The following is a 24,022-nucleotide window of genomic DNA, read 5'->3' on the forward strand; positions in this document are numbered from 1 at the left end:
TCTGCTCCCTTGGAATATGTGCGGCGCTTTTGCCGGCCCCGGCGGCTCAGGCCAGGAACTGCTGAAGCTCATGCTTCTTGACTTTGCCCGTCGCCGTCATCGGCAACTGCTGCACCAGGCGGATCTCCGGCACCTTGTAGGTCGCCATGTTCTCCCTGCACCACTGCACCAGTTCACCGGCGCTGAGGCTGCCTTCCGCGTGCGGGTGCAGCCGTACGAAGGCCACCGGCACCTGCCCGCGCTCGGCGTCTTCCCGCCCGATCACGCCGGAGCCGATCACCGCGGGATGCTGGCCGAGCAGCGCCTCGATCTCCGCCGGGAACACGCTCATGCCCTTGACTTTCAGCATCTCCTTGCGCCGCCCGAGGAAGTGCAGGTAGCCCTGCGGGTCGTACACGCCGATGTCGCCGGTGTGGAACCAGCCGCCGCGGATGGCTTCGGCGCTGGCTTCGGGCCTGTTCCAGTAGCCTTTGAACAGCGAGGGCGTGCGCACCACGATTTCCCCCTCCTGCCCCAGCGGCAGCGGCGCACCGGTGTCGAAATCGCAGATCTTGATGCGGGTGCCGGGCATCGGCAGCCCGACGAAGACGGGCTGGCCCTTGAGGTCCATGTCGTCGTCCTGCATGCCGGTGGTGAAGGTGTCGCTGGTGTGCGTCTCGGTCATGCCCCATGCACCTTCGGCCATCACGCTCCCGGTCAGCTCGAACCAGCGGCGGCGGAACACCGGGTTGACCTTCTTGACGAAGGAGGACACGCGCGTGGCGCGCAAGGAACGCAGGTCATAGCGCCCGACGTCGGGGTGGTCCATCAACTCGGCGGCATTGTCGACCAGCATGACCGTGCGCCTGACCTGGTAGCGCTGGATTGCCGCCATCACACCAACCGGATCCCAGCGCGCCAGCAGCACCAGCGTGCCGCCGGCGAAGATCGGGTACACCAGGCCGATGTTCTCGCCCGCGATCCAGAACATCGACATGAAATTCAGCGAGACATCGTCCAGCGCCGCGCCGCCGCCGTCGGGCGCCAGTGCGCCCGACATCGTGCAGCCGGTGGCGGCCGTGTAGACCATGTCGCGCTGCGTATGCACGCAGCCCTTGGGCATGCCGGTGGTGCCGCCGGTGTAGTTGAGCGCGGCAACCGCGTCGAGGTCGGGGGTCACCTGCGGCGCTGGGGCATGGCAGGCCGCCAGCGCCGGCATCAGGTCGATGGTGCCGGCCGGCACCGTGCGCGGCGTGTCGATGCCGGGCGGCAGCGGGAGCGTGGGCGTCCGCGGCAGCAGGTCGCGGTAGCCGGTCACGAACACGGTGCGCACCGGCGTGCGTGGCTGTACCGATTGCAGCAGCGGCGCCAGCTGGTCGAGCACCAGCACCGTGGCCGCGCTGGCGTCGTTGAGTTCGTGGATCAGCTCCTGCTCCTTGAAGAGCGGATTGACCGGAACATGCACGGCGCCCAGCTTCAGGATGCCGTAGAAAGCGATATGAAACTGCGGGCAGTTGCCGAGCATCACCGCGACGCGGTCGCCGCCTCTGACGCCTTGCGCGTGCAGCAGCGCGGCGAAGCGGTCGCTCAGCCGGTCCAGTTCGGCATAGCTCAGTTCGTTGCCGTAGAAGATGACGGCCGGGTGGGCGGGCCGCTGCCGCGCCCACGCGCGCAGGTATCCGGTCAGTGCGATCTCGCCGTGCGGCCAGCTGGCCTGCCGCGGCACGGCGCTGGGCCAGTGCCTTTGCTGCAGGGCATCGAGTTGCTCGAAGTAGTCGGAATCCGCTTGGGATGGAAGCGCTTGGCTCATGACGCGATCAGCTCCTGGGTGGAAATGGCGGCCTGCCCGGCGGGGCGATCGGGGCCCAGCAAGTGGCAGGCGGCGAGATGGGTCGGCGATGCGGGCGAGCCGCCACACGTAGCCAGCATGTCGCGCGGCACCGGCACGCGTTCGGCGCAGACCGGCATGGCGTGCGGGCAGCGCGGATGAAAGCGGCAGCCCGGCGGCGGGTTCAGCGCGGAGCCGATCTCGCCGTGGATCAGGCCCAGCGCTGGCTGATGGTCCGGGTCCGGCCGCGGCGCGGAGCCGAGCAGGGCCTGCGTGTAAGGATGACGCGGCGAGGCGAATACGCTGTCGCTGGGCCCGCTCTCGGCCATGGCGCCCAGGTACATCACGCCTACCGCCGAGCTGAAGTGTTCCACCAGTGCGAGATCGTGTGCAATCACCAGGTAGGCCAGGCCGAAGCTGCGCTGGATGTCCGACAGCAGGTTGACGATCTGGGCACGGATCGACACGTCGAGCGCGGAAGTGGGCTCGTCCAGCACGATCAGCTTTGGCTGCAGCGCGAGCGCGCGCGCCACCGCGATGCGCTGGCGCTGGCCGCCGCTGAACTCGTGCGGATAGAGATCGAGCGCGCCGGCGGGCAGGCCGACGATATCGAGCAGTTCTTCCAGCCGGCGGCGCAGTGCGGCGCGGTTGCCGCCCTCGCCGTGCGCCAGCAGCGGTTCGGCCAGCAGGGTGCGCACCTTCAGCCGCGGATTGAGCGAGGAGGATGGATCCTGGAACACCGCCTGCACCTGCCGGCGGTAGGACAGCAGGCCGGCGCGCCGCAGGCTCAAGACGTCCTCGCCCTGGAAGCGGATGCTGCCGCCGGTGGGGCGCTCCAGCAGGAGCAGCAGCCTGGCGATGGTGGTCTTGCCGCAGCCCGATTCGCCGACCAGCGCGTAGGTCTGCCCGGCATCGACGGCAAAGCTCACGCCGTCCACGGCGCGCACGGCCTGCTTCGTGCCGCGTACCGGGAAATGCTTCTGCAGGTCCTTGACTTCAAGCAGCATGGGATCTCCGTTCGGCAACGTTGGCGGGCGCGTTCATGCCGGCGACAACAGCCAGCAACTGGCTTTGTGGCCCTGGCCCAGGTCGATCTCGGGCGGGTAGGCGTCGTCGCACAGCGGCTTGCGATGCGGGCAGCGCGCGGCGAAGCGGCAACCCGAGGGCGGATCGATCAGGCTCGGCGGCGTGCCCTGGATGGCGAACAGCCGTTCCTTCCTCTGGCCGAAATGCGGAATCGATTCGAGCAGTGCGCGGGTGTAGGGATGCGCAGGGTGGCGGTACAGGGTGCGCACGTCGCCGGTCTCGACGATGCGGCCCGCGTACATCACCGCCACGCGCTGGCAGAGGCTGGCGGCCACGCCAAGGTCGTGCGTGATAAGGATGATGCCGACGCCGGTCTCGTCCTGGATGCGGCGCAGCAGCGCCATCACCTGCACCTGGATGGTCACGTCCAGCGCCGAGGTGGGCTCGTCGGCCACCAGCAGGCGCGGCGAACTTGCAATCGCCATGCCGGTCACCACGCGCTGGCGCATGCCGCCGCTGAACTGGTGCGGGTAGTCGTCCAGGCGTGTCTCGGGCGAGGGAATGCGCACGCGCGCCAGCACCTCGGCGGCATTCCGGCGGCGCTCGCCGCGCCCGTGGGTGATGCCATGGTAGCGCCCCGGCGCGCTGACCTGGTCGCCCACGGTGAAGACCGGGTTGAGCGAGGTCAGCGGGTCCTGCGAGATCATCGATATCCTGCGGCCGCGGTAGACCTCGCTCATGGTCTTTTCCGGCACGGTCAGCAAGTCCACGCCGTCGAGCAGTACCTTGCCGCCGAGCCGCACGGCATCCGGGCCGCCCTGGCGCGGCAGCAGGCGCATGATCGACAGGATCGTCATCGACTTGCCGGAGCCCGATTCGCCCACCACGCCGAGCGTCTCGCCCGCATTCACGTGCAGGTCGACGCCGTCCACCGCGCGCACCACGCCGCGGCGCAGCCTGAGGTGGGTGGTGAGGCCCTGCACCTGCAGCATCGGCGCGGCGGCCGTGGTCTGCGGCATGTCGTTCATAATTGCCTCCGGCGCGGGTCGAAATGATCGCGCAGCCAGTCGCCCAGCAGGTTGGATGCCAGGCAGGTGGCCATGATGGCCAGGCCCGGCATGGTGATGACCCACCACGCATTGGTGATGTAGTTGCGCGCATCCGCCAGCATCAGCCCCCATGACACGTCGGGCTGCTGGATGCCCAGGCCGAGAAAGCTCAGCGAGGCTTCGAAGATGATGACCTGCCCCACCTGCAGCGTGGCGAGCACCAGCAGCGTGTTGAGCAGGTTGGGCAGCAGGTGGCGGCGGAAGATCACCAGCGTGCCGCATCCGGCCACGCGCGCCAGCGCCACGTAGTCGCGCTCCTTGAGCGACATCACCTCGCCGCGCACGATGCGCGCGTACCAGGTCCAGTAGGTGATCACGATCACCAGCACCACGGTCTCGAAGCCCGGGCCGAGCACGGCGGCGAGCACCAGGGCCAGCGCCAGCGAAGGGATCGACATCTGGATATCGACCAGGCGCATGATCAGCGCGTCGGCGCGGCCGCCGAAGTAGCCCGCCACCATGCCCACCGCGGTGCCGATGCCGCCCGAGAGCGCGATGGCGTAGAGCGCCGCCACCAGCGAGATGCGCGTGCCGGCCATGATGCGGGCCAGCACGTCGCGGCCCATATTGTCGGTGCCCAGCGGGTAGGACCAGTCGCCCCCCGCCAGCCAGGCCGGCGGCTGGAAGGCCAGGCCGAGATCGAGGCCGTTGGGATCGTGCGCCAGCAGAGCATCGCCGCAGATCGCGCACGCCAGCAGCAGCGCGAACACCAGGCAGGCAAACCATGGCAGGCCGCGCGGCAGCAGCCGGCGCAGCGCATGGCCGGGAAACGCGGCGCGGGGGCTTGCGGTATCAGCCATGGCGGATCCTCGGGTCGATCAGGCTGTAGCTCAGGTCGACCAGCAGGTTGGACAGCACGAACAGCACGGAGGTCAGCATCACGCCAGCCTGCACCACCGGAAAGTCGCGCGCGAACACGGCTTCCACCACGGTGCGGCCCACGCCCGGCCAGGCGAAGATCACCTCCACCACGAAGGCGCCGCCCAGCATCGCGGCGAAGTACACGCCGAGGATGGTCACCAGCGGAATGGCGGCGTTGCGCAGCGCATACTTCCACACCAGCACGCGCTCCGGGACGCCCATGGCGCGGCCCATGCGGATGTAGTCGCTGTCGAGCACATCGAGCATGGCCGAACGCACGATGCGGGTCTGGGCCGCCACCGGGTACCAGCCGAGCGCCACCGCGGGCAACACCAGGCTGCTCCACCCTTCGCGCCCAAAGGCCGGCAGCCAGTTCAGGCGCACCGCGAAGAACAGGATCAGCAGCAGCCCCACCCAGAAGTTCGGCATGGCCTGGCCCAGCATGGCGAAGATCTTGGCGAAGCGGTCGAACCACGAGCCGCGGTGCAGGGCGGACAGCACGCCAAAGGGCACGGCCATCGCCACCGAGAACAGCAGCGCGGCCACCGCCAGTTCCACCGTGGCGGGGAGCCGTTCGAGGATCAGGCCGAGCGCCGGCACCTGCCAGCGGTAGGAGTTGCCGAAGTCGCCGCCGAGGGCGTGGCTGACAAAGTAGAAGTACTGCGTCAGCACGGACTGGTCGAGACCCAGGTACGCGCGCGTTTGCGCGATCACCTCGGCGGGCGCGTCGGCTGGCAGCAGCAGAGCCAGCGGATCGCCGGAGAGGCGCGAGATGACGAAGATGATGACGCTGGCGCCGATGATGCTGACCAGGCCGTGCAGCAGGCGTCTGGCGATGGCGGTTGGCATGGGGACTCCTTCGTTGGGAGATCGCGGCCGCGCGCCGCCGGTCCGGGGACCGGCGGGCGTGCCGGTGCGGGCAGCCGGGTGACTTGCGCGACGGCGGCAAGGCCGCCGCCAGGCTATTTCTTCTTCCAGCTGATTTCCTGGAAGGCGCGCCAGTAATCGCGGATGGGCCAGGGCACGTAGTCGATCTTGTCCTCGCGCCAGGCAAAGGTTACCAGCGGCCGGTAGGTGGGCAGGCCGCCCAGCACGCGTTCCTGCTTGATCCGCGCGATCTGGCGCAGCAGTTCCGCGCGCGCGGCCGGGTCCATGGTGCCGCGCTGCTTTTCCAGCAGGGCGTCGACTTCCTTGTCGGCGGTATAGGAGTAAGTGCCCCAGCCGCCGGGCGCGTAGCTGTGCAGGTGGCCGGACCATGCCAGGCCGGGATCGCCGGGCAGGCCCTGCGACCACATCCAGCTCAGCACGCCGTCCATCTCGGGCGGCCCGCTGCGCCCGCGCTTGCCCAGGCTGATCCAGGCGCCGTACTCCAGGTTGCGCACCTGGCAGCGGATGCCCACCGAGGACAGGTAGGCGTACATCGCCTCGCCAACCTCCTTCATGCCGGGTTCGCGCGGCGTGGTGAGGTTGTAGCAGGGCGTGTCGAAGCCGTTCGGGTAGCCGGCCTGCTTGAGTAGTTCGCGGGCTTGCTTGGGATCGTATGTGTAAGGCTTGAGCGCCGGATCGTAGCCGGTGGATTCCTTGCCGATCTGCGCGTAGCGCTCGCCCTGGCCGAACAGCACGCGCTTGATGATGGCGTCGACGTCGATGGCGTGGGCTGCCGCCTGGCGCACCCGCACGTCGTTGAACGGCGACTTGGGCATCTGGGTATTGAAGTTCAGGAAGAGGTTGTTGCCGCTGACCACGGTGGCGGTCTTCACGCCCGGCATCTTCCTGAACTCTTCCACCATCGACGGCGGCACGTTGTCGATCCAGTCCACGCGGCCGGTCTTGAAGGCGGCCACCCGGGTCAGGTCCTCCGGGATGATCTTGATCGTCAGTTCCTTGATGGCCGGGCGCCTGGCCTGGTTCCAGTAGCCGTCGAAGGCCTCCAGTTTCAACTCGTCCTTGACCGTGCGCGAGACGAATTTCCAGGGGCCGGTGCCGACCGGCCTGCGCGCGAATTCTTCCTCGCCCACTTTCTGGATGTACTTCTTGGGCATGGCCCAGAGCTGCATATTGCCGACGATGAACTGCGCGTCGGGCTCCTTGAAATACAACTTGAAGTGCAGCGGATCGAGGATCTCGAAGCGTTCGACGGACGACACATAGTGCGAGAAGAAGCTGCTCTTCGGGTCGCGCTGGCGCTGCCAGGAGAACTCGAAATCCTCGGCGGTGAGCGGATCGCCGTTGTGGAATTTCACGCCGCGCCGCAGATGCACGTCGAGCACCGGCTTGCCGTCCTTTCCGGTTTCCAGCTTCCACGATTCGGCCAGCCAGTTCTCGTCCTGGAGCGCGGCATTGCGGCGCGTCAGCATCTCGAAGATCTGGCCGACGAAATAGTGATCGACACCCGCGGAGATCTTGGCCGGGTCCAGCGTGGTGGACTCGGCGCCGAAGGCCACGGTCAGGCTGCCGGTGGCGGGCGCGGCGGTGGGAGTGGCTGGTGCTTTGCTGGCTTGCGCGCCCGCGGTGGACGCGAGCGCCCCCAGCAGGAGCCCGCCGATCATGGTCTGCAGCGAATGCTGGCGCATCGTGCTTCTCCGGTGGCGCCGGCAAGGTGCCGGCTGGTTGTCTCCGCCCCCGATGGAATACGTGGTCCGGTCGCCTTGGGGTGAGGCCGCAACGCATCGCATCGGTGTCGATGCGCGGCTGCGGCTCCCGGTCGGTCGCCGCGGGTGGCAAAAAAAGTATGGGAGCACTCAGGCGTTACGTCAACGGTTAATTGTTAACAATCGACGATTTACGCAGATGAGACCGCTGTATAGAATGGGCAGAATCCTAATCAGCGGCCTCCTTGTCATGAGCGGATTCTTTGGAATACAGCCAGCCGCGCCGGGGCCCGATGCCCCCGACCCGGATCTGGAAGCACGGCCTGCCGCGCCGCCGCCGCGGCGGCGCATGACTGCGGCCACCATCCCCGAGCAGGTCGCCAAGCATCTCGGGCAGGCCATCCTCAACGGGCAATACGCGCCGGGCGAGCAGATCAAGGAGCAGGCCATCGCCGAGCTCTTCGACATCAGCCGCGGTCCGGTGCGCGACGCGCTGCGCGTGCTGGAGAAGCAGGGGCTGGTGCAGATCGCGCCCCGGCGCGGCGCCTTCGTGGTCGAACTCCGGCAGGACGACCTGATCGACATCTTCAATATCCGCAGTGCGCTGCTGTCGCTGGCCGTGCGCTACCTCGCCATCAATCCGGACAAGGCGGCGCTGGCGCCCCTGCGGGACCGCCTGGACGAATTGCGCGCGCTCGGCCGGGAGCCCGAGCCGGCCCTGATCGATTTCGTGCGGGCGATCGGCCGCATGGGCGTGGGCCTGATGCATGCCTGCGGCAACCGCCAGCTGATCCAGGCCTACCGGACCTTGCCGCACGATGGCGTGTGGCAGATGCTGTGGGTCACCAGCCAGCCGATGGACTACATCACGCCTGCGCGCCGTGCGCAGAGCGTGGCCGACTACGAACGGGTGCTGGGCGCCATTGCCGCCGGCGACGCGGAGACCGCCGAACGCGCCATGCGCAAGATCATGCAGGACTCGCGCAACGAGGTGCTGTCGCATATGCAGCAGGCCCACCCCGAGCCCATCGAGCGTTTCCGGCTGCAGACGATCTAGCCGTCCGCCATCCGCCGTATCCCCTGTCCAGGCGCGCGGCTCAGGCCGCGCAGCCCATCATCTGCCGCTGCCGGTATTCGCCCGGCGCCACCCCCGTCCATTTCTTGAACGCCCGGTGGAAGGCGCTGGGTTCCGAAAAGCCCACGCGCAGCGCCACTTGCTGCAGCGGCAGGTCGGTGTGCTCCAGGAAGCCGATGGCCGCGTCGCGGCGCAGGCTGTCCTTGATGCTCTGGTAGCCGCGGCCTTCGTCGCGCAGCCGGCGGCGCAGGGTTTGCGGGGTCAGGCGCAGGGCCTCCGCCATTTGCTCGAGCGAAGGCAGTTCGCCGTCGAGATGGCAGCGCAGGTGACGGCGGATGCGCTCGGCCAGGCAGGAATCGTCCCGGTAGCGGGTCAGCAGGTTGCGCGGAGTGTCGTTCAGGAAGGCCTGCAGGCTGCTGGCGTCCTGTACCACCGGCAAGCGCAGCCAGCTGGCGTCGAAATGCAGGGCGGTGTGCGGCTGGCCATAGCGCACCTGGGTATTGAACACGCGCTCGGTGTCGGTCAGCCGGGCGGGCGCGGCGGCCGGCCCCGGGGCTGGCGCGGCCAGGTCGACGGCGGCCAGCGGGATGCGCTGCGCCACCAGCCAGTTGGCTACGCCATAGGCCTGGAAAGCGAAGGTCGATTCAGCGTAGAGGCGGCAGGGCGTGGCGGGCGCGCGCGGCAGCAGCAGCAGGGTGGCCTGGCTGCCGCGCTGCTGCAGGCGAGGCACGAAATCGTCCAGGTGCAGGCGGTACTGGTGCAAGCCGGCGCGCAGGGCATCTTCCAGCGTGGCGCAATGGATCAGGGCCCGGCACGCCTGGGCGAACACGCCCGGCGCCACCGGCCGGCTCAGCAAGCCCCAGAACTCGTCGCGCGTGACGCGGCGCAGCGAGCGCATCAGCGCGGCGAACTGGCCCTGGGTCACGCGTGCGCTGGGTGACTGCAGCAAGGCGGGAGAGATGGCGGCGCGGCGCAGCAGCGCCTCGATGTCGCAGCCCAGCCGCCGCGCGCCCTGCACGATCTGGTGCACCTGCAGCACGGCGATGGTATGGCGGGCGGGGGGCCGGCCCGCATCGGCCCGTGGCGCCTCGCGAAGGCGCTGCAGCATGGCGTCCTGCTTCCGGGCGCCGGCCGGCAACGGCATCGATGAAGGCGCGGGCGCCCTGAGTGCGGCGATATGCATGGTCTCCTCGTCCTCGTTGGACGCCTGGGAAGTGCGGCATCGCCGGTGCCCGGCGCCACCAGCCTGCGGGCCGGGGCTGCCGGATCGTTTGCCAGCGCGTTGGCCGGATCTCGTTGGCCGGATCCATTCCCGAAGCTGCCGGTCGCGTGCCGGCCGTGCCCGCCAGTTAGCCCGAGGCGGCGCCCGCGCACAATCCGGATTTACCGAAGGCAGGCTTTTCCCTGAACGATTCGGCCAATCATTTTGGGCCGAACGGTCATTGTCCACGCAGCGCAGCATCGCGCAATCTCATCCCTTGCCGGCCTCGTATCCTCGAGGCGCGGCTTGGCACCTCAGGATGGGAGGGCAGGATGCAGGCAGATCGTCGCAGGGCGCTGTTGCGGATCGGCGCGGCCTCGCTGGCCGCGGGCGGCGGCATGTCCGGGCTGCCGGGCGCGCTGGCGCAGGGCGCCGCGCCCGCTGCGTACCCGGCGCGGCCGGTGCGCCTGGTGGTGCCGTACCCGGCCGGCGGCGCCACCGACGTGCTCGCCCGCGCCATCGCCGCACCGCTCGGCCAGCAGTGGCAACGCACGGTGGTGGTGGAAAACCGCCCGGGCGCGAGCGGCATGATCGGCGCCGACGCCGTGGCCAAGTCAGCGCCCGACGGGCACACGCTGCTGCTGACGCTGACCAGCGTGGTGCAGTTGCCAAGCCAGTACGCCAAGCCGCCCTTCGATCCGCTGCGCGACCTTGCCGCCGTGTCGGAACTGGCCTCCTCGCACCTGGTGGTGGCCGGCAACGCCTCCATGCCCGCCAGCCTTGCCGAGGCCGTGCAACTGGTAAAGAGCCGGCCCAGGGCCTATTCCTATGGCACCTACGGCACCGGCAGCGGCGCCCATCTCTATATGGAGGTCTTCACCGGTGCCGCCGGCCTGGACATGATCCATGTGCCATACAAGGGCGAAGCACCGCTGCTCAACGACCTGCTGGGCGGCCAGATGTCGCTCGGCACCGTCTCCGTGATGGCGCTCAAGCCGCACGTGGTGACCGGCAAGCTGCGCCCGCTGGCGGTGGTGGGCAACACGCGCGCGCCCATGCTGCCGGCGGTGCCGACCTTCCAGGAACTGGGCTACCGCGGCCTGGACGGGCCCGGCTGGTTCGGCCTGTTTGCCCCGGCCGGCACCCCGCGGCCCATCGTGGAAAAGGTAGCGACGGATGTGAACGCCATCCTGGCCGGTTCCGATATCCGGCAGCGCATGACCGACCTCGGTGTGATCGTGAAGGGATCGCGTCCGGCCGAGTTCGCCGAAGTGGCCCGCGCCGACCAGGCGTACTGGACCGGCGTGATCCGCAAACTCAATATCCGGCTCGACTGAGCCCTGTTCAGGAGCAGCGATGCAGCACACGCGCCGCAAGGCATTGCAGCAGATCGGCGCCGGCGCCCTGGCCGCCGGCGGCCTTGGCCTGGGTCCGCGGCCCGCCCGTGCCCAGGGCTTTCCGTCCAGGCCCGTGCGGCTGGTGGTGCCCTATCCGGCGGGCGGCGCCACCGACGTGCTGGCCCGTGCCATCGCCGAGCCGCTCGGCAAGGCGTGGCAGCGGCCCATCGTGGTGGAGAACCGTCCCGGCGCCAGCGGCATGATCGGCGCGGACGCCGTGGCCAAGGCGGATCCCGACGGCCATACCGCGCTGCTTACCATCACCACTCTGGTCCAGGCGCCCAGCCTGTACGCCAAGGCCCCGTTCGACCCGGTGCGGGATTTTGCGCCGGTGTCGCAGCTCGGCACCACCAGCCTGGTGTTCGCGGTGCACAGCTCGGTGCCCGCCAGGACCCTTGCGGAGTTCATCGCACTCGTGAAGTCGAAGCCGCGGCAGTTCAATTACGGCTCCTTCGGCACCGGTTCCAGCGGCCACCTCTATGGCGAAGTCTTCAACGAAGCGGCCGGGCTGGACATGACCCATGTGTCTTACAAGGGCGAGGCGCCGGAGCTGAACGACCTGCTTGGCGGCCAGGTGCCGGCGGCCATCGTCTCGGTGATGGGCGCGCGTCCGCACCTGGCCACCGGCCGCCTGCGCGCGCTGGCCGTGACCGGGCCGGCGCGCGCGCCGCAGTTGCCCGAGGTGCCGACCTTCCGCGAGAGCGGCATCGCGGGCATGGACTCGATGGGCTGGTTCGGGCTCCTGTTGCCGGCCGCCGCGCCGCGCCCGGTGGTGGAAAAGTTCTCCGCCGACGTCAACCGCGTGCTGGCCATCCCGGCCTTGCGCGCCCGCATGAGCGAAATGGGCGTGGTGCTCGCCGGCAGCACGCCTGATGCCTTTGCCGACACCATGCGCAGCGACTACGCGCGCTGGGGCAAGGTCATCCGCACCCGGAACATCCGCCTTGATTAACACCAGCCCGGCGGCGGCCGGCGCCATTCTTCTCCTGTGTTTTCCATGATGCAAGCTGCTTCCGTTTCCCCGTCCACTGTTGCCCCGTCCCCCACTTATCGCTCCCCGTTCTGGCCCCCCGGCATGCCAGCCGAGGTGCACGTGCCGCGCACCAGCCTGGCCTACAACGTCGAGGTGGCCGCCCGGCGCTATCCGGACAAGGCCGCGATCCGGTATTTCCACACCTCCATCACCTACGCCAGCCTGCAGGCGCAGATCGAGCGCATGGCGGGCTACCTGCAACAGGCCTGCGGCGTGGCGCCGGGCGACCGGGTGATGCTGTTCAGCCAGAACTGCCCGCAGTTCATCGTCGCGTATTACGCCATCCTGCGTGCCGAGGCAGTGGTGGTGCCTGCCAATCCGATGTGGCTGACCGGCGAACTGGAGCACGTGGCGGACGACAGCGGCGCGGTGGCGGCCTTCGTCGCGGCGGAGCTGTATCCGCAGATTGCGCCGCTGCACGGCGCAAGGCTGCCACATGTGATCGTGCATCAGTATGGCGACATGCTTGGCGACGGCGGCGCGGTTGCCGGTGCCGGCCCGGCCGTGCCCGCATGGCTGCGCCAGCGCGCGCCGCTGCCCGCCGGCGCGCCGCCCGGCGCCACGCTGGCGTCGTGGGCGCAGGCCGACGCCGCGGGCCATCGTCCGGGGCCGCACCAGGCCGGCTACGACACGCTTTGCATGCTGGCCTATACGTCGGGCACCACCGGCCATCCCAAGGGCTGCATGCATACGCACGGCACGCTGATGAGCGCGGCGGTGGGCTCGCAGCTGTGGCGCAGCGCCAGCCCGGAGAGCGTATGCCTGTCGGTGGCGCCGATGTTCCATCTGCTCGGCATGCAGAACGGTATCCATGCGCCGCTTTATCTCGGCGCCACCATCGTGCTGCTGCCGCGCTGGGATCGCGCGCTGGCAGCAGACCTGATCGAGCGCTACCAGGTGACCACCTGGGGTGCGCCGCCGGCCATGCTGGTGGACTTTTTCGCGCAGCCCGGCATCGGGGAGCGCAACCTGTCCAGCCTCGCCTACCTCGGCGGCGGTGGCGCCGCCATGCCCGAAGCTGTGGCAACCATGCTGCAGGAGCGCTTCGGCCTGCCTTATGTGGAGGCTTACGGGCTGACGGAGAGCGCCGCCTTCCTGCTGTCCAACCCGCGCCACCGCCCCAAGCGCGAATGCCTGGGCATCGCCACCTTCGGCGTGGACGCACGCGTGATCGATCCGCATACGCTGGCCGAACTGCCGCAGGGCGAGCTGGGCGAAATCGTGACGCAAGGCGCGCAGGTGATGCAAGGCTACTGGCGCAACCCGCAGGCCAATGCCGAAGCCTTCGTCGAGCTCGACGGCAAGCGCTTCCTGCGCACCGGCGACCTCGGCTTCATGGACGCGGAAGGCTACTTCTTCATGCGCGACCGGCTCAAGCGCATGATCAATGCGTCCGGCTTCAAGGTCTGGCCGGCCGAGGTGGAGAACCTGCTCTATGGGCATCCCGCCATCCACGAAGCCTGCGTGATCGCGGCGCGCGATGCGCGCCGCGGCGAGACCGTCAAGGCGGTGGTGGCGCTCAAGCCGGCCGCGCGCGGCACGCCCGAGGCCAGCGCCGAGCAGATCATGGCGTGGTGCCGCGAGCGGCTGGCCGCTTACAAGGTGCCGCGCATGGTCAGCTTTGTCGACGCCCTGCCCAAATCCGCCACCGGCAAGATCCAGTGGCGGGCACTGCAGGAGCTGGAGCAGGACCCGGGCGGGAATCAATAGCTCAGTAGCTCAATAGCTCACTCAATAGCAGCGGTTACCGCGAGCGGATGCCACCGGATCTGCCGGTGCCGCGCGCGCGGCATGAAAAAGAAGGGGGAGACACGATGAAAGCAACCAGACGGACCTGGCTGGGCCAGGCAGCGGCACTGGGCGGCGGCGCGCTGCTGGGCGGGTGGCAACTGCCGGCGCTGGCACAGGGGAGCTATCCGGGGCGGCCAATCCGCATGGTGGTGCCGTATCCGGCCGGCGGCGGCACCGATACCATCGCGCGCATGATCGGTCAGCGCCTGACCGAGGCCTGGGGCCAGCCGGTGGTGGTGGACAACAAGCCCGGCGCCAGCGGCATGCTCGGCAACGATATCGTGGCCAAGGCGCCGCCCGACGGCTACGCGGTGCTGCTCGGCATTACCGCCATGATCCAGTCGCCCAGCCTGTACAAGCGCATTCCCTATGACGTGGGGCGCGATTTCGCGTCGGTTTCCCTGCTGGCCAGGTCCTTCGACCTGTTCGTGGTGCCCAACCGGGTGCCGGCCAATACGATGGCCGAGTTCGTGGCGCTGGCCAAGGCCAGCCCCGGCAAGCTCAGCTATGGCTCATATGGCAACGGCACCTCCTCGCACCTGCACGGCGAACTGCTGAAGATGCAGGCCGGACTGGACCTGGTGCATATCCCCTACAAGGGCGCCGCGCCGCTGATCAGCGACGTGCTCGGCGGGCAGGTGGATTCGGCCTTTGTCGATGTGACCTCCGCCAACAGCTATCTGAGCAGCGGCAAGTTCAAGATCCTGGCCATCACCGGCACGCAGCGCTACAAGTCGATCCCTTCGGTGCCCACCTTCGCCCAGGCCGGCTTTTCCGGCTTCGAGCCGAGCGGCTGGTTCGCGGTGTTCCTGCCCGCTCGTACGCCGCGCGAGGTGGTCGGCCGGCTCTCGGCCGAAATCGGCCGCATCGTGCGCCTGCCCGATATCTCGCAGAGGCTGTCGGCAATGGGGCTGCAGCCGGTCGGATCGTCGCCCGAGGAACTGGCTGAGGTGATCGCGGCCGACACGCCCAAGTGGGCCCGCATCGTGCGCGATGCCCACATCCAGCTGGACTGAGCGCCGCTGCGCCCGCTACTCAAGAACATGCCTTTTTATACACATTGCCACCAGGATCCACCAGGAGGGATTTCCATGGAGACCATCCGTTATGCCGTTGCCGATGGCATTGCCACCCTGACGCTCGATTACCCGCAGCGCAAAAACGCGCTTAACGGCACCATGCGCCGCGAGATCGGCGAGGTGGTGCAGCAGTTGCGCCAGGATGGCAGCGTGCGCGCCTTGATCCTGACTGGCGCAGGCACTGATTTTTGCTCGGGCGGCGACATCAGCTCGATGCAGGGCGAGATCAGCGCCGAGCAAGGCCGCCAGCGCCTCGCGGCCATCCATCCCTGGCTCGAGGACCTGATCCATCTCGACCGCCCGGTGATCGCGGCGGTGGACGGGGCGGCCTATGGCGCCGGCTTCAGCCTTGCCCTGGTGGCCGACATCATCCTGGCCACGCCGCGCGCGCGCTTTGGCTTGCCCTTCCTGCGCCTGGGCCTGATACCCGATTGCGGCGTGTTCTACACGCTGCCGCGCATGATTGGCCTGCAGCGTGCCAAGGCGCTGATGTTCTCGATGCGCGAACTGAGCGCTGAAGCGGCGCTGCAGCAGGGCATCGTGATGGAGATCGTGCCTGCCGGGGAACTGCAGGCGCGCGCGCTGGCGCTGGCCTCGGCCTTTACCGAAGCCTCCCCGGTCGCGGTGGCGCTGACCAAGAAGGCGCTCAATGCCTCGCTCAACCAGGACCTGCACAGCATGCTCGAGATGGAAGCGGACGGCCAGGGTATCGCCTTCGCCACCGGCTACCGCAAGGAGGCCGCGGCCCGCTTCCTGGAGAAGCAGCCGCCGCGCTACCGCTGGCCCGACTGATCCCCGGGGCCGCCGGACCGGTGCTGCGATGCAGCACGCTCCCGTTCCGGCCAAGAACGCAGGACCACCCCTTGCCCCGGCCTGTCCGCGCCGCGGCAAGCGACATCAATCAAGGAGAACAGCATGGGTAATCCCGACAAGAACGTGACGATGGCGGCCCGCAAGGCGTCCTGGATGAATGAAGAGCTGGGCATGTTCCAGGACACCGTGCGCCGCTTTGTCGAGCGCGAGCTGGTGCCGAACGAGGCGCGCTGGGCCGAGCGTGGCTACATCGACCGCGAGGTCTGGAACCGCGCGGGCGAAGTCGGCCTGCTGTGCGCGAGTATTCCGGAAGAGTACGGCGGCGGTGGCGGGAACTTTGCCCACGAGGCGGTGATCTGTACCGAAATGGCGCGTGCGATCGCCACCAGCCTGGGCAACAGCGTGCACAGCGGCATCGTGGCCCATTACTTGCTCAACTACGGTACCGAGGCGCAAAAGCGCAAATGGCTGCCGCAGATGGCTTCAGGCGCCATGGTGGCCGCCATCGCCATGTCGGAGCCCGGCGCGGGGTCCGATCTCAAATCGGTACGCACCCGGGCGGTGCGCGAGAAGAGCCAGGATGGAGACATCTATCGCATCAACGGTGCAAAAACCTTTATCACCAATGGCTACCACGCCGACCTGATCTGCGTGGTGGCCAAGACCGATCCCGAAGCCGGCGCGCGCGGGGTCTCCCTCATCATGGTCGAGACCCGGGACCTGGCAGGCTTCAGGCGCGGCCGTATTCTGGAAAAGATCGGACAGAAGGGCCAGGACACCGCCGAACTGTTCTTCGATGACGTCTGCGTGCCCGTTGACAACCTGCTGGGCGAGGAGGAAGGAAAGGGCTTTTACCAGTTGATGCAGCAACTGCCGCAGGAGCGCATGATCATCGCGCTCGGGGCGGTGGCGAGCATGCAGCGCGCCATCGAACTCACCACCGACTACGTGCGCGAGCGCCAGGTCTTCGGAAAACCGTTGATCGATATGCAGAACACGCGCTTCAAGCTGGCGGAGTGCAAGACCGAGGCAACCATCGCCGCGACCTTCGTCGACGATTGCATGGTGCGTTTGCTCGCAGGCGAACTCGATGCCCCCACCGCGGCCATGGCCAAGTGGTGGTGCTCGCAGAAGAACTGCGAAATCATCGATGAATGCCTGCAGCTGCACGGTGGCTACGGCTATATGCTCGAGTACCCGATCGCCCGCATGTATGCGAACGCAAGGGTGGGCAAGATCTATGGCGGCTCCAACGAGATCATGAAGGAGCTGGTGGCGCGCACGCTTTGATGCCGGTGCGACGCCAGTGTGACAGTCGCACGATGCGTGCGTGCGTGCGGGACCACGCGCTCAGCCTCTCATGCCAACGCCGTAGTACGTTGGCAGTAGGCTGGCCGCAACGCCCCGCGCAGCGCGGGTTGCGCGCTGCGAAGCGCGCAACCGGTTACAAACCGCCTGTGCAGGGAAAGCGGGAAAGGTGTAATGTGTGTCACAAGACATGGTTCAAATGCCCGTCGCGAGTGGGGCCTGGAGTGGTGGTACGGTGAGTCGGACTTATCTGTTGCGCTATTGAAAAGTTCGTCAACCGACTCTCGGTTCTCGCCGTTATTTGACTATGATGAAGTAAGGATTTCGCAACATGGCAGCACCGCCAGGCCGGGGTGGCGGAGCCGCAAAAGCTGCCGCGAAGTCTTGGATGTAGCAGAGCTGCCTTCGCCTCGGACGGGAATCTGACGGGAGTGAGGTATGGACATTTTCGGCCACTACGCCACACGCTTCGAAGCTCGCAAGGAAGAGGAATACAGCATCCAGGAGTATCTGGATATCTGCAAGAAGGATCCTTCCGCCTATGCGACCGCGGCCGAGCGCATGCTCGCCGCCATTGGTCAGCCCGAACTGGTGGATACCCACCACGATCCCCGGCTGTCGCGGCTGTTCTTCAACAAGGTCATCAAGATCTATCCGGCCTTCCGCGAGTTCTACGGCATGGAAGACACGATCGAACAGATCGTCTCTTTCTTCAAGCACGCCGCGCAAGGTCTCGAAGAACGCAAACAGATCCTCTACCTGCTCGGGCCTCCCGGCGGCGGCAAGTCTTCCCTGGCGGAAAAACTCAAGGCGCTGATGGAGCAGATTCCCATCTACGCACTGAAGGGTTCACCCATCCATGAATCGCCGCTCGGGCTGTTCGCCCCCGAGGAAGACGGCAAGATCCTGGAAGAGGACTACGGCATCCCGCTGCGCTATCTCAGCACGATAGCCTCGCCCTGGGCGGTCAAGCGCATGCACGAGTTCAACGGCGACATCACGCGCTTCCGCGTGGTCAAGCTCAGGCCATCGGTGCTGTCGCAGATTGCGATCTCCAAGACGGAGCCGGGCGATGAAAACAACCAGGACATTTCCTCGCTGGTCGGCAAGGTCGATATCCGCAAGCTGGAAGACTTCCCGCAGGACGATCCGGATGCCTACTCGTATTCCGGCGGCCTGTGCCTGGCCAACCGCGGGCTGCTCGAGTTCGTCGAGATGTTCAAGGCGCCCATCAAGGTCCTGCACCCGTTGCTGACCGCGACCCAGGAAGGCAACTACAAGGGTACCGAGGGTTTCGGCGCGATCCCCTTCGACGGCATCATCCTGGCGCACTCGAACGAAGCCGAGTGGACAACCTTCAAGGCCGACAAGAATAACGAGGCTTTCCTCGACCGGATCTACATCGTCAAGGTGCCGTATTGCCTGCGCGTGTCGGACGAGGTGAAGATCTACGACAAGCTGCTGCGCAGCAGTTCGCTGTCGGCTGCGCCATGCGCGCCCAACACCTTGAAGATGATGGGACAGTTCGCCGTGCTCACCCGCATCAAGGAGCCGGAGAATTCGAACATCTTCTCCAAGATGCGCGTCTATGACGGCGAGAGCCTGAAGGACGTCGATCCCAAGGCGAAGTCGTACCAGGAGTACCGCGACTACGCTGGCATCGACGAAGGCATGAACGGCCTGTCCACGCGCTTTGCCTTCAAGGTCTTGTCCAAGGTCTTCAACTTCGACAATACCGAGGTGGCCGCGAATCCGGTGCACCTGCTCTATGTGCTCGAACAGCAGATCGAGCGCGAGCAGTTCCCGCCGGAACAGGAAGCCAAGCTGCGCTCCTACATCAAGGAGTACCTGACCGCGCCGTTCGTGGAGTTCATCGGCAAGGAGATCCAGACCGCCTACCTGGAGTCGTACTCCGAATACGGCCAGAACATCTTCGACCGCTACGTGGTGTTTGCCGACCTGTGGATCCAGGACCAGGAGTATCGCGACCCGAACACCGGCGAAATTCTCGACCGCAACGCGTTGAACGACGAACTGGAGAAAGTGGAAAAGCCCGCGGGGATTTCCAACCCCAAGGACTTCCGCAACGAGATCGTCAACTTCGTGCTGCGGGCGCGGGCCAACAACGCGGGCAAGAACCCCGCCTGGACCAGCTACGAGAAGCTGCGCATGGTGATCGAGAAGCGCATGTTCTCCACCACCGAAGACTTGCTGCCCGTGATCTCGTTCAACGCCAAGTCCTCTCGCGAGGATCAGGACAAGCACGCGAACTTCGTCAACCGCATGGTTGAGAAGGGTTACACGGCGAAGCAGGTCCGCCTACTTGTGGAGTGGTATTTGCGCGTAAGAAAATCATCGTAACGGCGCCTGAACGAGGCCTCTTAACGAGGGCAAGCATATGGCCACGGTCATCGATCGGCGCGAGAACGGCGGCAACAAGAGTGCCGTCAACCAGCAACGCTTCATCAAACGCTACCGCGAGCAGATACGCCAGGCGGTAGCGAAGGCGGTGTCCGGCCGGAAGATCATGGACATCGAGCAGAGCGGGCAGGTGTCCATTCCGGTCAAGGACATCTCCGAACCTGCCTTCCACCACGGCCAGGGCGGCCGGCGGGAGTGGATCCACCCGGGCAACAAGAAGTTCGTCCGGGGGGATAGCTTCGACCGCCAGCAGCAAGGGTCGGGCGGGGGCGGCTCCAAGGCGAGCGATTCGGGCGAAGGCGAGGATGATTTCGTCTTCACCCTGTCGCGCGAGGATTTCCTCAACTTCTTTTTCGAGGACATGGCGCTGCCGGACATGGCCAAGCGCCACCTTGCCAAGATTGCCGAGGTCCGCAAGGTCAGGGCGGGATTTTCCATCGACGGCACGCCGTCCAATCTCTCCATCCTCCGTACCATGCGAAGTTCGCTGGGGCGGCGCATCGCCTTGTCGAGCCCGTATCAGAAGAGGCTCACCGTGCTGGAGCAGGAGTATGGCGAGGTGCTGGAGCAGGATGGGCCCTATTCGGCACGGGCGCTCGAGCTGATGAAGGAAATGCGCCACCTGCGCTCCTGCGTGGAACGCGTGCCCTTCATTGAAAAGCTCGATCTGCGCTACAACAACCGCGTGCTGAAGAAACGCCCGCAGGCGCAGGCGGTGATGTTCTGCCTGATGGACGTCTCCGGCTCGATGGACGAGAGCCGCAAGGATCTCGCCAAGCGCTTCTTCATGCTCCTGTATCTCTTCCTCAAGCGCAACTACGACCGTATCGACGTGGTGTTCATTCGCCATCACACGGTGGCGAAGGAAGTGAACGAGGAGGACTTCTTCCATTCGCGCGAGTCCGGTGGTACGGTTGTATCCAGCGCGCTCAAGCTGATGGTCGAGGTGATTCACGACCGCTATCCCGCCAGCCAGTGGAATATCTACTGCGCCCAGGCATCGGACGGCGACAACTGGGCGGGCGATTCGGAGTTGTGCGGGCGGTTGCTGCGCGAATCCATCCTGCCGCTGGTGCAGTATTACGCCTATGTGGAGGTGGCTTCGGAGGAGCCGCAAAACCTCTGGGAAGAGTATCTGGCGGTGAAGGAGCGCCATGAGAACTTCGCCATGCAGCGTATCATCGGGCCGGACGAGATCTATCCTGTGCTGCATGACCTGTTCCAGAAGAAGGCGGCCTGGCCGTCGAGCCGCTGAGGTAGGGTGTCGTTTCTTGCAGGTGTTTTTCGGCTGCTTCGCCAGACGGTTTTCCGCTCTCCCTTCGGCGAGAGGGGCAACCCGAGGCGATTGAGAAGCGGGGGAAATCTTCGCCCGCAACGGGGGTCGTAAATGGCATATCTCTCCACCGGCTCGGAGTGGACCTTCGAGCTGATCCAGCGCTATGACCGCGAAATCGCTCGCATTGCCGGCGATTTCGGACTGGACACCTATCCCAACCAGATCGAGATCATCACCGCCGAGCAGATGCTCGATGCCTATGCATCGTCCGGCCTGCCGGTGGGCTACAGCCACTGGTCGTACGGCAAGCACTTCCTGGCGTCGGAGCGCAGCTACCAGCGCGGGCATATGGGCCTGGCCTACGAGATCGTCATCAACTCGAACCCCTGCATCGCCTACCTGATGGAGGAGAACACCATGCCGATGCAGGCGCTGACCATCGCGCACGCCTGCTACGGCCACAACGCCTTCTTCAAGGGCAACTACCTGTTCCGCACCTGGACCAACGCCGACGCCATCATCGACTACCTGCTGTTCGCCAAGAACTACGTAGCCGAATGCGAGCAGCGCTACGGCGAGCAGGAAGTGGAGCTGCTGCTGGATTCCTGCCATGCGCTGCAGAACTACGGCGTGGACCGCTACAAGCGGCCCAAGAAGCTCTCCATCGCCGAGGAGCAGGCGCGCCAGACCGAGCGGGAGAACTATCTGCAGATGCAGGTCAACGACCTGTGGCGCACCCTGCCCAAGCACCGCGCAAGCGCGCTGGAAGACGACGAAGCGATCGAGCGCGAATCGGCTTTCCCGCCGGAGCCCCAGGAAAACCTGCTTTACTTCATCGAGAAGAACGCCCCCAAGCTGGCGCCCTGGCAGCGCGAGATCGTGCGCATCGTGCGCAAGATCGCCCAGTACTTCTATCCGCAGCGCCAGACCAAGGTCATGAACGAAGGCTGGGCCACCTTCTGGCACTACACCATCCTGCACCAGCTTTATGAAGAAGGCCTGGTCAACGACGCCTTCATGATGGAACTGCTGCAGGCGCACACCAATGTGATCTACCAGCCGCCGTACAACAGTCCGTACTACAGCGGCCTCAACCCGTACACCGTGGGCTTCCTGATGTTCCAGGACCTGCGCCGCATGTGCGAGAACCCGACCGAAGAAGACTACCGCTGGGCGCCGGAGTTCGCCGGCAGCGACTGGCGCAAGACGCTCGACTTTGCCATGCGCAACTTCAAGGACGAGAGCTTCCTGCTGCAGTTCCTGTCGCCGCGCGTGATCCGCGAGCTCAAGCTGTTCTCCGTGCTCGACGACGATCGCGAAAGCAAGCTGCGGGTGACCGCCATCCATGACGACGAGGGCTACCGGAATATCCGGCAGCTGCTGGCCAACCAGTACGACCTGTCGAATATGGAGCCCAATATCCAGATCACCAATGTGGATGTGGGCGGCGACCGCTCGCTGACGCTGCGCCACCTGCAGAACGACCGCCGCCCGCTGGCGCAGAATTTCGACGAGGTGATCCGGCACGTGACGCGCTTGTGGGGCTTTACGGTCCGGCTCGAGGTGGCCTACGAGGACGGCCGGCGCGAGTCCAAGTACGAATGCAAGCCGGAACGCCGGCACCGCAAGGCGGCCTGACCCGCCCGGGCCCGGCGGCGGCGAAGCGCCGCGCGCCGTGTGCGCTCAGCCGCCCTCGTGGCCGGCGGCGTGCCTTGCCGGCGCCGCCTGCGCGGCGGCGCGCAGGATGGCCGCGGCAGCCCACTGCCCGCTAGCGGCTGCTGCATCCGTGAAGGGCGCGTTCACATAGTCTCCCGCCAGGAAGATCCGGCCTTGCGCGGCGTCCGCGCGGGTCCGGTAGGCCAGCACGTCGGCGGCGCGGCCCACCGGCACATGGGGCATGGCCTGCTCCCAGCGCGTGATCCTGGCGTCCTGCAACTGCCGCGAGATGCCCGGGAGATAGCGCTCGATCTCGGGCAGCACTTCGGCGAGGAACTGCGTGTCGCTTGCGCCCATCAGCGTGGCGGCGGCACCGTCTTCCAGCATCGCCTGGACCACTTGCCCACGTTCCTGCGCATCGCGGGGGCCGCCGTGATGGCGTTTGCCGGCCTCCAGCGCGAGCGCCGCCACATGCCGGCGTTCGCCGCGCGGCACCAGCAGGCCGTAGGTGCCGGCCAGGCTCGCCGGCACCCGGAAGCCCGGCCGCGTCAGCAAAGACAGGTTGATGGTGCGGCTATAGCCGGAGGCGAGCAGGCGGCGCTCGAGCGGGTCCGTGCCTTGCCAGACGCGCTGTGCCAGCGGCGCCGGCAGCGCACAGACGACATAGTCGGCGCTGGCCGAGAAGCCCGCGCCCGTCACCATCACACCGGCGCCGTGCTGGCGGATGGATTCGACGCGGCGGTTCAGCTCGACATCCAGCGTCCGTGCCAGCGCGCGCGGCAGGCTTTGCATGCCGCCCGCCAGGGAGGTGGTGGCATGGCGGCGCCAGCCGAAGCCGCTGGCCATCATCGCCAGTGCGGCGGAAGTGGTTTCAGGGGCAAGGAAATACAGGCCCTGAAGCATCGGCTCGGTGACGTAGGCGAGCGCGTCTGCGCAGCCACGGTGCGCAAGCCAGTGGCTGGCGGATTCCCGGTCGTAGCACGTCCAGCGGCCCAGGTCGTCGAGCGGCAGCGTCTGCAGGCCGTGGCGCTCCCCGCTCAGGGCCAGGCCCAGGCGTAGCCAGCCGGGCAGCCCCAGCAGGCCGCTGCGCAGCGGGTCGAACAGGCTGTCCGCGCGCACGCGGCGCGGGCGGCCTTGCCGCACCACGGCATTGACCTGGCTGGCCATGCCGATCTCGCCGGCCAGGCCGAGCCGCTGCGCCAGCTGCGGCAGCACCGTATAGCCGGCCGACAGGAATTGCGCGCCGCACTCGATCCGGTGGCCGCCGAGCATATCGGTGCGCATGCGGCCGCCCACCTCGCCGCTGGCTTCGAAGACGCGGACCTGCGCGCCCGCGCGCGCCAGCGCATCCGCGGCGCACAGTCCGGCAATACCGGCGCCGGCCACGATCACGGTGGGCGGGCGGCCGGATTCACCCGGCGGCGGCGGGCGCAACGATGAAAGCGGTGGAAGCGGCGAAGCGGTAACCATGTTCTGCATGTTCTGCATGTTCTGCGGCCTGTCCCATGTCTCGAGCGCCCGAACGATCCGGGCGACGTGCGACAATCTACCGGCTTCCCGTACGCAGGCCAATTCGCT

At 67.0% G+C, this 24,022-nt stretch carries 18 protein-coding genes; 10 read left to right on the forward strand and 8 right to left on the reverse strand.

The annotated features are described in order from the left end of the window. Nucleotides 1-46 precede the first annotated feature (46 nt). From AC3FOF_RS18050 to AC3FOF_RS18075, 6 genes are all read right to left on the reverse strand, one after another. Nucleotides 47-1,789 carry an AMP-binding protein gene (locus AC3FOF_RS18050; RefSeq protein ID WP_488727336.1) on the reverse strand — a complete coding sequence of 581 codons (1,743 nt, stop codon included), beginning with the start codon at nt 1,787-1,789 and terminating at the stop codon, nt 47-49. Beyond that, nucleotides 1,786-2,814 (reverse strand): ABC transporter ATP-binding protein, encoded by a 1,029-nt coding sequence (locus AC3FOF_RS18055; protein WP_488727337.1) that lies wholly within the window; start codon nt 2,812-2,814, stop codon nt 1,786-1,788. Before AC3FOF_RS18055 ends, AC3FOF_RS18050 begins: the two co-directional genes overlap by 4 nt. A gap of 33 nt (nt 2,815-2,847) precedes the next feature. After that, nucleotides 2,848-3,861 carry an ABC transporter ATP-binding protein gene (locus AC3FOF_RS18060; protein WP_017227085.1) on the reverse strand — a complete coding sequence of 338 codons (1,014 nt, stop codon included), beginning with the start codon at nt 3,859-3,861 and terminating at the stop codon, nt 2,848-2,850. Then, complete coding sequence (locus tag AC3FOF_RS18065; RefSeq protein ID WP_488727338.1) at nt 3,858-4,742, reverse strand: ABC transporter permease; 885 nt, start codon at nt 4,740-4,742, stop codon at nt 3,858-3,860. Before AC3FOF_RS18065 ends, AC3FOF_RS18060 begins: the two co-directional genes overlap by 4 nt. Continuing rightward, on the reverse strand, nt 4,735-5,652 hold the full coding sequence (locus AC3FOF_RS18070) for an ABC transporter permease (RefSeq protein WP_488727339.1): 918 nt from the start codon (nt 5,650-5,652) through the stop codon (nt 4,735-4,737). Before AC3FOF_RS18070 ends, AC3FOF_RS18065 begins: the two co-directional genes overlap by 8 nt. Before the next feature lie 113 nt (nt 5,653-5,765). After that, on the reverse strand, nt 5,766-7,376 hold the full coding sequence (locus AC3FOF_RS18075; protein WP_488727340.1) for an ABC transporter substrate-binding protein: 1,611 nt from the start codon (nt 7,374-7,376) through the stop codon (nt 5,766-5,768). A gap of 367 nt (nt 7,377-7,743) precedes the next feature. On the opposite strand from AC3FOF_RS18075, the gene AC3FOF_RS18080 reads away from it, so the two are divergent. After that, entirely contained in the window at nt 7,744-8,451 is a 708-nt protein-coding gene (locus AC3FOF_RS18080) for a GntR family transcriptional regulator (RefSeq protein ID WP_017227081.1), read from the forward strand. Nucleotides 8,452-8,491: 40 nt separating this feature from the next. Here AC3FOF_RS18080 and AC3FOF_RS18085 read toward each other — a convergent pair whose 3' ends face one another. Beyond that, nucleotides 8,492-9,652, reverse strand: coding sequence for an AraC family transcriptional regulator (locus tag AC3FOF_RS18085; protein ID WP_488727341.1), 1,161 nt, complete (start codon nt 9,650-9,652; stop codon nt 8,492-8,494). A gap of 350 nt (nt 9,653-10,002) precedes the next feature. Here AC3FOF_RS18085 and AC3FOF_RS18090 point away from each other — a divergent pair, with 350 nt between their 5' ends. From AC3FOF_RS18090 to AC3FOF_RS18130, 9 genes are all read left to right on the forward strand, one after another. Continuing rightward, entirely contained in the window at nt 10,003-11,007 is a 1,005-nt protein-coding gene (locus tag AC3FOF_RS18090; protein WP_488727342.1) for a tripartite tricarboxylate transporter substrate binding protein, read from the forward strand. A 19-nt stretch (nt 11,008-11,026) separates the two neighbouring features. Then, on the forward strand, nt 11,027-12,019 hold the full coding sequence (locus tag AC3FOF_RS18095; protein ID WP_488727343.1) for a tripartite tricarboxylate transporter substrate binding protein: 993 nt from the start codon (nt 11,027-11,029) through the stop codon (nt 12,017-12,019). A gap of 48 nt (nt 12,020-12,067) precedes the next feature. Then, entirely contained in the window at nt 12,068-13,810 is a 1,743-nt protein-coding gene (locus AC3FOF_RS18100; RefSeq protein ID WP_488727381.1) for a long-chain fatty acid--CoA ligase, read from the forward strand. A 104-nt stretch (nt 13,811-13,914) separates the two neighbouring features. Beyond that, entirely contained in the window at nt 13,915-14,907 is a 993-nt protein-coding gene (locus tag AC3FOF_RS18105) for a tripartite tricarboxylate transporter substrate binding protein (protein WP_488727344.1), read from the forward strand. A gap of 75 nt (nt 14,908-14,982) precedes the next feature. Further along, nucleotides 14,983-15,762, forward strand: a complete 780-nt coding sequence (locus tag AC3FOF_RS18110; RefSeq protein ID WP_017227428.1) for an enoyl-CoA hydratase/isomerase family protein — start codon at nt 14,983-14,985, stop codon at nt 15,760-15,762. Nucleotides 15,763-15,912: 150 nt separating this feature from the next. Beyond that, entirely contained in the window at nt 15,913-17,073 is a 1,161-nt protein-coding gene (locus tag AC3FOF_RS18115) for an acyl-CoA dehydrogenase family protein (protein WP_488727382.1), read from the forward strand. Between the two features lie 456 nt (nt 17,074-17,529). Next, on the forward strand, nt 17,530-19,452 hold the full coding sequence (locus AC3FOF_RS18120) for a PrkA family serine protein kinase (RefSeq protein ID WP_017227430.1): 1,923 nt from the start codon (nt 17,530-17,532) through the stop codon (nt 19,450-19,452). Between the two features lie 37 nt (nt 19,453-19,489). Further along, on the forward strand, nt 19,490-20,767 hold the full coding sequence (locus AC3FOF_RS18125) for a YeaH/YhbH family protein (protein ID WP_017227431.1): 1,278 nt from the start codon (nt 19,490-19,492) through the stop codon (nt 20,765-20,767). A gap of 132 nt (nt 20,768-20,899) precedes the next feature. Beyond that, entirely contained in the window at nt 20,900-22,426 is a 1,527-nt protein-coding gene (locus AC3FOF_RS18130; RefSeq protein ID WP_017227432.1) for a SpoVR family protein, read from the forward strand. 45 nt (nt 22,427-22,471) lie between these two features. Here AC3FOF_RS18130 and AC3FOF_RS18135 read toward each other — a convergent pair whose 3' ends face one another. Next, on the reverse strand, nt 22,472-23,932 hold the full coding sequence (locus tag AC3FOF_RS18135) for a protoporphyrinogen/coproporphyrinogen oxidase (protein WP_488727345.1): 1,461 nt from the start codon (nt 23,930-23,932) through the stop codon (nt 22,472-22,474). Nucleotides 23,933-24,022: the final 90 nt, after the last annotated feature.

It is taken from the genome of Cupriavidus sp. 96C5-1 (genome assembly GCF_057798855.1).